Annotated in this window: 6 protein-coding genes and 1 pseudogene; 2 read left to right on the forward strand and 5 right to left on the reverse strand. The window is 40.0% G+C overall.

Features of this window, described 5'->3' with window-relative positions:
* Positions 1 to 150: 150 nt before the first annotated feature.
* From LV716_RS02035 to LV716_RS02045, 3 genes and pseudogenes are all read right to left on the reverse strand, one after another.
* Positions 151 to 2112, reverse strand: coding sequence for an OmpA family protein (locus LV716_RS02035; protein ID WP_163416038.1), 1962 nt, complete (start codon positions 2110 to 2112; stop codon positions 151 to 153).
* Between the two features lie 12 nt (positions 2113 to 2124).
* Positions 2125 to 3074, reverse strand: a pseudogene (locus tag LV716_RS02040) (type IX secretion system membrane protein PorP/SprF).
* A gap of 14 nt (positions 3075 to 3088) precedes the next feature.
* Positions 3089 to 6430 carry a gliding motility-associated C-terminal domain-containing protein gene (locus LV716_RS02045; protein ID WP_163416042.1) on the reverse strand — a complete coding sequence of 1114 codons (3342 nt, stop codon included), beginning with the start codon at positions 6428 to 6430 and terminating at the stop codon, positions 3089 to 3091.
* A gap of 405 nt (positions 6431 to 6835) precedes the next feature.
* On the opposite strand from LV716_RS02045, the gene LV716_RS02050 reads away from it, so the two are divergent.
* Positions 6836 to 8425 (forward strand): peptide chain release factor 3, encoded by a 1590-nt coding sequence (locus tag LV716_RS02050; RefSeq protein WP_163416044.1) that lies wholly within the window; start codon positions 6836 to 6838, stop codon positions 8423 to 8425.
* Positions 8426 to 8533: 108 nt separating this feature from the next.
* The gene (locus tag LV716_RS02055) at positions 8534 to 8971 is read left to right on the forward strand and encodes a hypothetical protein (protein ID WP_163416046.1); all 438 of its coding nucleotides are present in this window, start codon (positions 8534 to 8536) and stop codon (positions 8969 to 8971) included.
* Between the two features lie 96 nt (positions 8972 to 9067).
* On the opposite strand, the gene LV716_RS02060 is transcribed toward LV716_RS02055, so the two are convergent.
* Both LV716_RS02060 and rpoC read right to left on the reverse strand, forming a co-directional pair.
* Positions 9068 to 9379 (reverse strand): DUF3467 domain-containing protein, encoded by a 312-nt coding sequence (locus LV716_RS02060; protein WP_112378858.1) that lies wholly within the window; start codon positions 9377 to 9379, stop codon positions 9068 to 9070.
* Positions 9380 to 9436: 57 nt separating this feature from the next.
* Positions 9437 to 13735: a DNA-directed RNA polymerase subunit beta' gene (gene rpoC / locus LV716_RS02065; protein WP_163416048.1), complete on the reverse strand. Its 4299-nt coding sequence runs from the start codon at positions 13733 to 13735 to the stop codon at positions 9437 to 9439.
* Positions 13736 to 13761 lie beyond the last annotated feature (26 nt).

Raw genomic sequence — 13761 nt, forward strand, 5'->3', positions numbered from 1 at the left:
AATGCTGTATGTTTCTTAATTTATTCCAAAAATTGTTAAAAAAACGGCGTTTTTATCGATAAGGGCTCTAAAATAGAATTCTCCGAAGGGGAAAGAATTATACCAACCGGCGTAAGAAACTGTAAAAGTTGTTAAAATCGAATTGAATACTTATTCGAAAATAATAAATTCAGATCTACGGTTAAGCTGATGTTTTTCTTTGGAACAAGGCGTTCCATTTGCACACTCATTGACCAATTTTGTCTCGCCATACCCTTCTCCTTCCAGTCTGTCCGCTGAAATTCCTTTTGAAATCATATAAGCTACAGTAGATTCCGCTCTTTTTTGAGACAACCATAGGTTATAGGCATCATTGCCTCTGCTGTCAGTGTGGGAATTAACCTTTATTTTAAGGCTGGGATATTTTTCCATCGCCACGATAACTTTCTGAATCTCTATTTCTGCATCTGGGCGAATGTCATATTTATTTAAATCAAAATAAATTGTACTTAATTGTAAGAGTTTTGCCAAATCATCTCCAAAACCGCCTGTTACCATATCACGTTCCAAATAAAAATCCACAATCCTAGGCTTGCCATAGGATTTATTCAGAAATTCTTCTGCAGGTACATAACCATCTCTAGAGGCTCTAACAAAATTTCCTTTTGCACAGTCCAAGCCCAAGACGTAGTTTCCTTTTGAATCTGTTATGGTCGATGAAACTTCATTGTTTTCCTCATCTATAATCTTAACTGTAGCTCCAACCAAAATTTCATTGGAAATCCTATCTCTAACTGTACCAGTCACATCTTGCAAACAGTCAAGCACCAGCGGTTCATTTTCTGTAAATTGATAAATATCGTCCTCTCCAAGGCCACCTATTCTATTGGATGAAAAGTATCCTTCATTACTTCCATCATCAATGATAAAAGCGAAATCATCATATGGTCCATTTACTGGTTTACCGACATTTACTACGGGTTCATTAAAATTTCCAAAGGTAATCTTGGTTGCAAAAACATCCAATCCCCCAAGTCCTTGATGTCCGTCTGACGAGAAATAGAGTATGCCATCTTTTGTGATAAATGGAAAAGTCTCCCGAGCTCTTGTATTGATATTCTTTCCCAAATTAACTATTGGACCATAGGTACCATCACCAATAATCTCAGTCATAAAAATATCAGATTCTCCCAATGCTCCCGGCATGTCTGAAACAAAGTACAATCTTTTTTCGTCCGGGCTCAATACTGGGTGAGCTACTGAATATGAATCGTTGTTAAACGGAAGTTCCAAAACATTTGTCCATTCGCCATCGATCAACTGGGCACTATAGATTTTTAAACGGATAACTCCATTCTGATCTTTGTATTTTTTTCCATCCAAGAAATTATTTCTTGTAAAATACATTGTTGTGCCATCTTTTGAAATTATAGACGTAGACTCGTGAAGTCTTGTATTAACATCTCCTTCTAATTTCACAACAGTATTATTAGAAACACTGTCCGCATTCACTTTATACAAATCCAAAAAATCCTTGGAATTCCACGTGTGTCTGTATCGTGCTAAATTTCCAGTATCTCTATCCGATGAAAAAATAAGTCCTTGCTTGTAGAAAGATGCTGCAAAGTCGGAGTATTTACTATTGTACTCGAAGGGTTTGATACTATATCTTCCTGAATTCTTTTCTATAGTGGCCAAATAATCTTCATCGAATACATCTGCATTTTCCGCGTCCGATGTCATTTCCTTGAACTGCTGCATCATCTGCGAAGCGTCTTCATATTTACCTACTGTCTTTAAGCTCTGGGCATACCTAAAGTAATAATCTGGTTCAGTTTTTTTAGGATAGGTTTCAATTAATTTTTTGTAGACATTGGAAGCTTGTTCATATTTCGCATTGAAATAGTAGGAATTCCCCAATCGCTTTAATAAGTCAATAGAAACAAATCCTTTATCAAGTACTTTTTTATAAATGTCTATAGCCGGACTGAACGAATATTCGTTATAACGCTCATCTGCACGAGCTTTAATTCTTGCTTGCTGTTTATCGGGAGTCTGTTCTTCTTGGGCAAATAATGTGTTTGCCGTATATCCTGAAAAAACAATAAGTAGTAGAAGTATTCTTTTTAGCATATTATACTCGAATTAAAAGAATCTAGGCGATACTGTTTTTTGAAATGCCTTTAACAGCTCTAGTCTTAAAAAAATCTCGAAAGACCCATCATTAAATTGAGTTCCTCCAAGTTCTGTAGTTTCCCGGTCATATGCCAGTCCAATCATTATTTGATCGGTAACTTGAAAACCAGCCAAAGCACTTATGGCTGCATCAAATCTATAGGCTGCTCCAAAACTAAACTTTTCGGCATAAAGAAAATTTGCCGAAAGGTCTACTTGTAAAGGCGCACCTCCAACCGCCTTGGTCAACAATGCAGGCTTAAATTTTAAATCAGGGTTCAAATCAAAAACGTAGCCTGTTATGAAATAGAAGTTTATACGTTCCGAAGCTAGAAAACTCACTGATTCTGGATCGTTTTCCGCGTTATCAAAATATTCCGTTTCCAAAATGTTGGGTGCGGATACACCTGCATAGAACTTATCACTGTGATAATATATTCCCAATCCAAAATTGGGAGAAAACTGGTTATCTATATTATCTTGACTTACAACCTCCTGATCAAAATTTCGAAGGCCGTTAAAATCCAGATTAAGCATATTTCCTCCTGCTTTTAATCCAAAGGACAATTTTGCATCCAAGGAAACATCTATAGTGTATGAGAGTACAGCATCCAAATACGTTTCTTGAACGACGCCATCGCCAATGTTATCATTGACAATGGAAACACCATAGCCCAATCTACTATTGCGTATTGGCGAATGTAAGTTGAAGGTAAAGGTCTCAGGCGCACCATCCAAGCCCACCCATTGGGAACGATAAAGGCCTGCAAAACTTAATTGTCCCTTGATCCAGCATAAGCAGGATTAACACTCAACGTGTTGAACATATATTGTGTATACTGCGCATCTTGTTGCGCTATAAGGCTCTGAAATGCAATTCCGATAAATACAAACGATATTAAAAAATGCTTTTTAATCATCCTGCTTTACTATGTTATCTACTTATGTATATATATTCTGAATCTGTAAAACTTCCCTCATCGGTTTCGTAGTCAAATATATAAAAATATATACCCGCGGGGAGATAATCATTGACACTCAAGGTTGACCTTCCTCTTGAACGACCATCAAAAACATTGTTTACATTATTGTAATCCTTTCCTTCGTATACCGCAACACCCCATCTGTTAAAAATTCTAAGCGTACTGGTTTTAACGTTATCAAGTCCTCTTATAAAAAGAAATTCATTTTTGGAATTTCCATTAGGTGTCAGAATTTGATTAACCACAACGCTTTCTATTAGCACCGTGACTGTAGCAGTATCGCAATTATCCGGATTATCAGCCTCACAAATCGTGTAATCAATGGTATAGCTTCCATCTGGCGTTCCAGGAACCACACGTATACTTCCGTCCTCATTAATTGTAAGTTCGTTTGTTGCGTTTGAAGTTAAAATCACATCCAATAGTGTAATTGATTCACCATTCAAAGTATCATTTAATAGTATGTTGCTATCTGAAATTACCCCACCTGAACTGGTAGAGGTATACATATCATCTACAGCATCTATGACATTCCCTATAGGATCAAGGTAGTCCGGTGTGCCATCACCGTCCGTATCGTCGTTTGTCGGGTCGCCATCGCCGTTAACGTCCTCATCCGGCGTATCGATACCGTCGCCGTCATCGTCGAAGTCCCGGTAGTTTACGTCCTCCGTTCCATCGGTGTCGGGAAGGTCGTTAGCAGGGTCGTCAATCTCGTCGTTGACATCATAGCCATCGTTCACATCGCTGCCTTCGTAACCATCGTCAAGACCATCATTGTCCGTGTCGACTCCCGTATAGGTCTGGTCTGGGATTCCGTCGAAGTTGAAGTCGTTCCCTTCATTGTTGTCTGGAACCAAGTCGTTGTCACTGTCATCATCAAGATAATCGGGTTCGTCCTCGCCGTCCGTGTTCACGGGTGTAAGACCGCCGATATAGGCACTGTTCACGCCTTGATTCGCTAAGTACATAGCTGCATCGTCATCATTCGGAGCAATGTAGCCCTCAGTGGACTGTGCTTCTACATTGTCAGGGATACCATCATTATCACTGTCGATGTCCAAGTGGTCGGGACGGCCATCACCGTCACTGTCCAACGGATTCGTCAATGGGTCATTGTCGTTATCCAGATTGGGGTCTTCTACACTGTCCAATATACCATCATTGTCATCGTCAAGATCGACCACATCGGGAACACCATCACCATCGGTATCCGTTCCATCGCCGTTCGGGTCAAGGTAGTCTGGTGTACCGTCGCCATCGGTATCGTCGTTCGTCGGGTCGCCATCGCCGTCAACGTCCTCGTCTGGCGTATCGATACCATCGCCGTCATCATCAAAATCGCGGTAGTTCACATCCTCCGTTCCATCGGTATCAGGAAGGTCGTTAGCAGGGTCGTCGATTTCGTCGTTCACATCGTAGCCATCATTCACATCGCTGCCCTCGTACCCATCGTCAAGGCCGTCGTTGTCCGTGTCGACTCCAGTGTAGGTCTGGTCAGGGATTCCGTCGAAGTTGAAGTCGTTCCCCTCATTGTTGTCCATCACCAAATCATTATCGCTATCGTCGTCTAGGTAGTCCGGCTCATCATCACCGTCTGTGTTCTCGGGCGTAAGACCGCCGATATAGGCACTGTTCACACCCTGGTTGGCAGCGTACGTAGCTGCATCGTCATCGTTCGGCGGAATATAACCGTTGGTAGGCTGTGCCTCAACATTGTCGGGGATACCATCATCGTCGCTGTCGATGTCCAAGTGATCGGGACGGCCATCACCATCACTGTCCAGCGGGTTCGTCAAAGGGTCGTTGTCGTTATCCAGATTGGGATCTTCCACACTGTCCAATATACCGTCGTTGTCATCGTCCAAATCCACTACATCGGGTACGCCGTCTCCGTCCGTATCCGTCCCATCGCCATTTGGATCTAGGTAGTCCGGCGTACCATCACCGTCCGTATCGTCGTTCGTCGGGTCGCCATCGCCGTCAACATCCTCGTCCGGTGTGTCGATGCCATCGCCGTCATCATCAAAATCGCGGTAGTTCACGTCTTCTGTTCCGTCAGTGTCCGGAAGGTCGTTCGCAGGGTCGTCAATCTCGTCGTTGACATCATAGCCGTCATTCACATCGCTGCCTTCGTATCCGTCGTCAAGGCCGTCGTTGTCCGTATCGACTCCCGTGTAGGTCTGATCGGGGATTCCGTCGAAGTTAAAGTCGTTCCCCTCGTTATTGTCGGGGACCAAGTCATTGTCGCTGTCATCGTCTAGGTAGTCCGGCTTGTCCTCGCCATCCGTGTTCTCGGGATTTATTCCTTCATCACCACTTCCTTCATAAGCATTATCCAAACCATCTTTATCGTCATCTTTTCCACTTGGAGGAATGTAACCAGCTGTAGACTGTCCTTCAACATTATCTGGAATACCATCATCATCGCTATCGATATCCCTGAAATTTGGTAAAGGGTCATTATCACTATTGATTGGAGTTATTCCTTCTCCACCACCTGGATAGGATTCATAATGATCATCCAAACCGTTTTTATCCTTGTCCATTCCACAAGGTGCTTGAAAATGGTCAGGGTCTTGTGCTTCCACATTATCAATTATTCCATCATTATCCGAGTCTATATCACGGAAGTCTGGATGATGGTCGCTATCAGTATCTATAGGGGTTATTCCTTCTCCACCACCAGGGCAGCTTTCATAATGATCATCTAAACCGTTTTTATCTTTATCCACTCCGCAAGGTGCTAGATAATCTACAGTAGTTTGCGCTTCTACATTATCTAAAATCCCATCATTGTCAGAATCTATATCCAAATAATCGGGAATGTAATCTGCATCTGTATCAATAGGCATGATTCCTTCCCCGGCACCTGGACAACTCTCGTAACTATCGTCCAAGCCATTTTTGTCCTTATCCATTCCACTTGCTGCTTGAAAACCCTTGGTAGTTTGAGCTTCAACATTATCTAGAATTCCATCATTATCTGAATCTATATCCAAATAATCTGGAACCCCATCGCCGTCCGTATCTGTAGGGTTGGTCCAATAACAGTTGTCCCCATCTTCATTCTTGTCTTCAACAGTATTAAGAATACCATCACCATCAATATCAATGTCCTTATCATCCGGAACACCATCGCCATCCGTGTCTTTCTTTTTAGATTCTTCGACAGCTATGTTGTCTGGAATGGCAGTAAACGACGTGATTGTTATATAAAGTGCAAGTCCAGTAATTAAAAAAAGACTGTATAAAACCTTTTTCTTAAGATTTAAGAAAGTAATTTTTTCCATAAATGAAAGTTTTGGTCAACTATTCACCATGGCATTTGGTTCTCGTAGATGTATAAGAAAATGGGGCTTTTCTTATTAATTTAATTCTGTCCGTGTCCTAGTCTGCTCAACGAACATCATTTGATGGCATAATTAAAACAATTTCAAAGATTGAGCTATTTTAATCGATAAAAGGTTCATTCTTGGTTATTATTTACCACTTATAATGATACGTCCTCAATCGAAAAAAAGATTACCTAACACTAAAATTTTGTTTTATTCATTAAAGTGAAAATTACAACGTATTTTGAATACTACTACTTCTTTTTCATTCTTTTTATCTTACTGATATCAACAATATCTTATGATAACTTAAATCTGTTTACAAAGAGATAATTACACTATTTTTGCCCAAATTTTTTGTTGATGGATTTTGTTAAGGAAATTTCAAGGCGTAGGACTTTTGGTATTATCTCCCACCCAGATGCGGGTAAGACAACACTGACTGAAAAACTACTTTTGTTCGGTGGTGCAATTCAAGAAGCTGGAGCTGTGAAAAATAATAAAATAAAAAAATCCGCAACCAGTGATTTTATGGAAATAGAACGCCAACGTGGTATTTCCGTAGCTACATCCGTCTTGGCCTTTATTTATAATGATAAGAAAATCAATATATTAGATACGCCCGGCCACAAAGATTTTGCTGAAGATACTTTTAGAACGTTGACCGCCGTTGATAGCGTTATCGTAGTTATCGATGTTGCTAAAGGTGTTGAGGAACAGACCGAAAAATTGGTTGAAGTCTGTAGAATGCGAAACATTCCAATGATAGTTTTCATCAATAAGTTGGATCGAGAAGGAAAAGATGCCTTTGATTTATTGGACGAAGTAGAGCAAAAATTGGGTCTCTCAGTCACTCCACTCAGCTTTCCTATTGGTATGGGATATGATTTTAAGGGTATCTATAATATTTATGAAAAGAACATCAACTTGTTCAGTGGCAATAGCAAGAAAAATATAGAAGAAACCATTGCTTTTACAGACATTGAGAGTACTGAACTTGAAAATATTATTGGCGAATCGGCAGCTCAAGAACTCAGAGATAATCTAGAATTAGTGGATGGGGTGTATCCTAAATTTGATAAAGATTCCTATTTAAAGGGAGAGCAACAACCTGTTTTTTTTGGTTCTGCACTTAATAATTTTGGTGTAAGGGAATTACTTGACTGCTTTGTGGAAATTGCGCCTGACCCCAGACCAAAAATGTCCGAAGAACGCTTAGTAGATTCAAATGAAAAGGATTTTTCTGGATTTGTTTTCAAAATCCATGCGAATATGGATCCCAAACATCGTGATAGACTGGCGTTTGTAAAAATAGTATCTGGTACTTTTGAACGCAACAAACCTTATTTGCATGTGAGACATGGCAAAAAATTAAAGTTTTCCAGTCCTAATGCGTTTTTTGCAGAGAAGAAAGAAATCGTAGATATTTCTTATCCCGGGGATATTGTTGGCCTTCATGATACGGGAAATTTTAAAATTGGTGACACGCTTACCAGTGGGGAACAATTGAACTACAAAGGCATTCCCAGTTTCTCTCCGGAACATTTTAGATATATCAATAATGCGGACCCTATGAAAGCCAAGCAGTTGTACAAAGGAATCGACCAACTTATGGACGAAGGTGTAGCTCAGCTTTTTACATTAGAGTTGAACGGTAGGAAAGTAATCGGTACCGTAGGTGCACTGCAATATGAAGTTATTCAATACCGGTTGGAACACGAGTACGGTGCCAAATGTACCTATGAAAATTTCCCCGTACACAAAGCATGCTGGGTCGAGGCTGAGAACCCTTCCAATGATGAGTTTAAGGAATTTAAAAGAGTAAAACAGAAGTTTCTGGCAACAGACAAACAGGGGCAATTAGTTTTTTTAGCTGATTCTCAATTTTCATTGCAAATGACACAACAAAAATATCCTACGGTGAAGCTTCATTTTACTTCGGAGTTCGCGTAATCGCTCCAATTAATACAGTATTCTTCGTGGTACTGCATAAATATAAGAACGCGCAAGGAACTCTTTTTTTTGTAAATTACTGTTTAATAACCAATTAATTTACAAATTATGACAACTGAAGTAACTAACAAACCGCCTATATGGTTTTGGGTGGTCGCTGTCATTGCTCTACTCTGGAATTTGATGGGTGTAACCGCTTATTTAGGTGATGCATTTACCACTGTTGAACAATTGGAGCAAATGACCCAAGAACAACGCGAACTATTTGAAATGAGACCAGCATGGGTAACCGCAGCGTTTGCAACAGCCGTTTTCGCAGGGGCAATTGGAAGTATTGCACTTTTGATTCGTAAAAAATGGGCAACGCCTTTATTTGTGATTTCCTTACTTGCGGCTATTGCACAGTTTATTTACAATTCTTTTCTAACGAACATGATAGAGGTCATGGGGACCCAGGCAATCGTATTTCCCGTTCTAATTCTGGGGTTTGGCATTTACCTAATCTTTTTTTCAAAAAAAGGACATACCAAGGGCTGGTTACGGTAAGTACAAAGTCACTCGAAAATAAGTTAGCATAATTTTACTTACTTAAAAGTGATAACCAAAATAAAAAACCCTGACAGTATTTGTCAGGTTTTTTGTTTATGCTTCTCCTGTAGGTCCAAAATTTAAAGGAATAGGAGGTTGTTCATAATCCTTTATGGTGCCATGGGCTTTCTCAAATCTAGTCACATTATCGTTTAATGCCTTCAAGAATTTCTTGGCATGCTGCGGCGTTAGTACAATTCTACTTTTAACCTTTGCCTTTGGAGCCCCGGGCATCATACTTATAAAATCCACTACAAATTCCGATACTGAATGATTGATGATTGCAAGATTAGAATATATTCCTTCTGCAGTTTTTTCATCCAATTCTATATTTATCTGTTTCTGGTTTTGATTTTTATCAGCCATTATTTTTCCTATAATTTTAAAAAAGAAAACCCTGACGTTGCCGTCAGGGTTTGTTTATTAGAATTTGAATTCTTCCTTTCGGGCCATGATTTCATCGTATTCCTCTTTGGAACCTACAATGATACTATCATAATCCCTCATACCTGTACCGGCAGGAATCTTATGTCCTACAATAACATTTTCCTTCAATCCTTCCAATGTATCCACTTTACCGCTTACCGCAGCTTCGTTCAACACTTTGGTGGTTTCTTGGAAAGATGCTGCCGAGATGAACGATTTCGTCTGCAATGAAGCTCTTGTAATACCTTGTAATATTGGAGTTGCAGTAGCGGCTACCGCATCTCTTGCACTTACCAAGGCTTTATCAGATCTTCTCAATACTGAATTTTCATCTCTCAAGGCACGGGCAGAAATAATCTGTCCTGCTTTAAGGTTTTCAGAATCTCCTGCATCCTCAACTACCTTCATTCCAAAGATTTCATCGTTCTCACGAATAAAGTCATCTTTGTGTACCAATTGATTTTCCAAGAAAGTCGTGTCACCTGAATCTTCAATACGTACTTTACGCATCATCTGTCTTACAACAACTTCAAAGTGCTTATCATTGATTTTCACCCCTTGCAAACGATATACTTCCTGTACTTCGTTCACCAAGTATTGTTGTACAGCTGATGGTCCTTTTATTGCCAAAATATCTTCTGGAGTAATGGAACCATCTGATAAAGGCATCCCGGCACGAACGTAATCGTTCTCCTGAACCAATATCTGGTTGGAAAGTTTTACCAAGTATTTCTTGATCTCTCCCAATTTAGATTCGATAATGATTTCACGGTTACCTCTTTTGATTTTACCAAATGAAACAACACCATCAATTTCTGAAACCACAGCTGGGTTAGATGGGTTACGTGCTTCGAAAAGCTCCGTTACCCTTGGAAGACCACCGGTAATATCACCTGCCTTCGCAGATTTACGTGGAATCTTGACCAAAATCTTACCTTCTTTGATTTTATCACCGTCATCCACCATTATGTGGGAACCAACTGGTAAGTTGTAAGAACGTATGGTTTCTCCTTTTCCATCCTTAATTAATAAAGTTGGAATAAGTTTCTTGTTTCTAGATTCAGAAATAACTTTCTCTTGGAAACCTGTTTGTTCATCAATCTCAACTTGATATGTGATTCCTTGTTCGATGTTTTCATAGGCTATTTGCCCCGTGAATTCAGAAACAATTACACCATTATAGGGATCCCATTGACAGACAACCGTTCCTTTTTTGATTTTTTCACCATTCTTGACGAACAATTGCGAACCATAAGGAATGTTATTCGTGCTCAAAGTGATACCAGTAGTTGCATCAACAATTTTAATTTCTGAAGTTCTAGAGATAACGATATTGGCTTTTTCACCTTCACTGTTTTCTCCGACAACAGTCCTTAAATCCTCTATTTCCGCAACACCATCAAACTTAGCTTCTAGCTTACTATCTTCGGAAATGTTTCCTGCAATACCTCCAACGTGGAATGTACGCAACGTTAATTGTGTTCCTGGTTCTCCAATGGATTGTGCTGCAACAACACCAACAGCTTCACCTCGCTGAACCATTTTATTGGTAGCTAAGTTTCTTCCGTAACATTTTCCACAGATACCTTTTGGAGCTTCACAAGTTAATGCTGAACGTACTTCTATACTTTCTATAGGGGAAGCTTCAACCCTTTTTACATCAGCTTCAGAAATTTCCTGACCTGCCGACAATACCAATTCCTCCGTCAATGGATTGTATACATCATGAAGCGATACCCTTCCGAGGATTCTTTCACCAAGTGTTTCAACTATCTCTTCGTTCTTTTTCAAGGCTTTGACCTCAATCCCCCTTAACGTACCACAATCTTCAATATTAATGATTACGTCTTGAGATACATCCACCAAACGTCTTGTCAAGTATCCTGCATCGGCAGTTTTAAGTGCAGTATCCGCCAATCCTTTACGTGCACCGTGCGTTGAGATAAAATATTCCAAAATCGATAATCCTTCCTTAAAGTTGGAAAGAATCGGGTTTTCGATGATCTCACCACCGCCTGCTGTAGATTTTTTAGGTTTTGCCATCAATCCACGCATACCTGTCAGCTGACGAATCTGTTCTTTTGAACCCCTTGCACCAGAATCCAACATCATATATACAGAGTTGAATCCTTGCTGATCTTCACGAATTCGCTTCATGGCCAATTCGGTCAACATTGCATTTGTAGAAGTCCACACGTCGATAACCTGGTTATATCGCTCATTATTGGTGATAAGCCCCATGTTATAGTTTGCCATGATTCCATCAACTTGATCATTGGCGTCGTTTATCATATCGTGCTTCTCTGGCGGAATGATAATATCTCCTAAACTGAAGGATAGACCTCCTTTAAAGGCAAAATCATAACCCATGGATTTTATCTTATCCAAAAATGCAGCAGTAGCAGGTACATCGGTCACCGCAAGAATATCGCCAATAATATTTCTTAGCGATTTTTTGTTCAATACTTCATTGATATAACCTGCTTCTTCAGGAACTACACTATTGAACAATACACGACCAACTGTTGTAGCAATAATCTGATTTACAAGCTCTCCTTCTTCATTAAAATCCTTGGCTCTAACCTTGATGCCTGCATTCAAATCAACTTTTCCTTCGTTGAAGGCAATCTCTACTTCCTCAGCAGAATAGAATGTCAACCCTTCACCTTGAATAGGCACCTCTGGGGTTGATTTTCTTTCTTTTGTCATGTAGTACAGCCCCAATACCATATCCTGTGAAGGAACAGTAATTGGTGAACCGTTCGCCGGGTTCAAGATATTCTGGGAAGCCAACATTAACAATTGTGCTTCTAAAATAGCTTCTGGCCCCAATGGTAAGTGTACCGCCATTTGGTCACCATCGAAATCCGCATTAAATGCAGTACATGCCAATGGGTGCAAACGAATTGCCTTACCTTCGATAAGCTTTGGTTGGAATGCCTGGATACCCAACCTGTGCAATGTAGGGGCACGGTTCAATAATACTGGATGTCCTTTTAAGACATTTTCAAGAATATCCCAAACTACGGGCTCTTTCTTATCTATAATCTTTTTAGCAGATTTTACGGTTTTTACAATTCCTCTTTCAATCAGTTTTCTGATGACAAAAGGTTTGTAAAGTTCTGCAGCCATATCTTTTGGAAGTCCACATTCGTATAGGTTCATCTCTGGACCAACGACGATGACGGAACGAGCGGAGTAGTCCACACGTTTACCCAAAAGGTTTTGACGGAAACGACCTTGTTTCCCCTTCAATGAATCGGAAAGGGATTTTAATGGTCTGTTTGATTCCGTTTTTACTGCTGAAGCTTTTCTTGTGTTATCGAAAAGAGAATCCACTGCTTCTTGAAGCATACGTTTCTCATTTCTCAAGATTACTTCAGGAGCTTTTATTTCCATCAATCGTTTTAGACGATTGTTACGGATAATTACCCTGCGGTATAAATCGTTCAAATCTGAAGTTGCAAAACGACCACCATCCAAAGGTACCAAAGGACGTAACTCTGGCGGAATCACAGGAACCACCTTCATGATCATCCACTCAGGATTGTTCTCTCTATTGCCTTGGGACTCACGCAACGCTTCAACAACTTGAAGTCTTTTTAAGGCTTCTGTTTTACGCTGCTTTGACGTTTCGGTATTGGCTTTATGTCGTAATTGATATGAAAGTTCTTCCAAATCAATTCTTGACAATAAATCAATCAAACATTCTGCACCCATTTTAGCCACAAACTTGTTAGGGTCCGTATCTTCCAAGTATTGATTTTCTACTGGAATGGATTCCAAAATATTCAGGTACTCTTCTTCGGTCAAGAAATCCATTTTATTGATTTCTTCACCTTCAGGGCCTTTGGCGATACCGGGCTGGATAACGACATATCTTTCGTAATAGATAATCATATCCAACTTTTTGGACGGTAGGCCCAACAGGTACCCTATTTTATTTGGAAGTGAACGGAAATACCAGATATGTGCAACAGGAACCACCAAATTGATGTGCCCTACACGGTCTCTACGTACTTTTTTCTCCGTTACCTCTACACCACAACGATCACAAACGATTCCACGGTAACGGATACGCTTGTACTTTCCACAGGCACATTCGTAATCCTTTACAGGACCAAAAATACGCTCGCAGAACAACCCATCACGCTCAGGCTTGTGCGTTCTGTAGTTAATAGTTTCAGGTTTTAACACCTCTCCACGGGATTCTGCCAAGATAGACTCTGGAGAAGCCAATCCGATGGAAATTTTATCAAACCTTTTTGGTGCGTTATTATCTTTTATTCTAGCCATAATAGTATGGTGATGATATAATTAAA

The sequence above is a fragment of the Flagellimonas sp. HMM57 genome (assembly GCF_021390175.1).
Taxonomy (GTDB): Bacteria; Bacteroidota; Bacteroidia; order Flavobacteriales; family Flavobacteriaceae; genus Flagellimonas.

What these genes read in the sequence shown, in the direction of transcription:
- rpoC (WP_163416048.1), bottom strand. Translation starts at nt 13,735, where the DNA reads ATGGCTAGAATAAAAGATAATAACGCACCAAAAAGGTTTGATAAAATT.
- LV716_RS02045 (WP_163416042.1), bottom strand. Translation starts at nt 6,430, where the DNA reads ATGGAAAAAATTACTTTCTTAAATCTTAAGAAAAAGGTTTTATACAGT.
- LV716_RS02050 (WP_163416044.1), top strand. Translation starts at nt 6,836, where the DNA reads ATGGATTTTGTTAAGGAAATTTCAAGGCGTAGGACTTTTGGTATTATC.
- LV716_RS02055 (WP_163416046.1), top strand. Translation starts at nt 8,534, where the DNA reads ATGACAACTGAAGTAACTAACAAACCGCCTATATGGTTTTGGGTGGTC.
- LV716_RS02035 (WP_163416038.1), bottom strand. Translation starts at nt 2,112, where the DNA reads ATGCTAAAAAGAATACTTCTACTACTTATTGTTTTTTCAGGATATACG.
- LV716_RS02060 (WP_112378858.1), bottom strand. Translation starts at nt 9,379, where the DNA reads ATGGCTGATAAAAATCAAAACCAGAAACAGATAAATATAGAATTGGAT.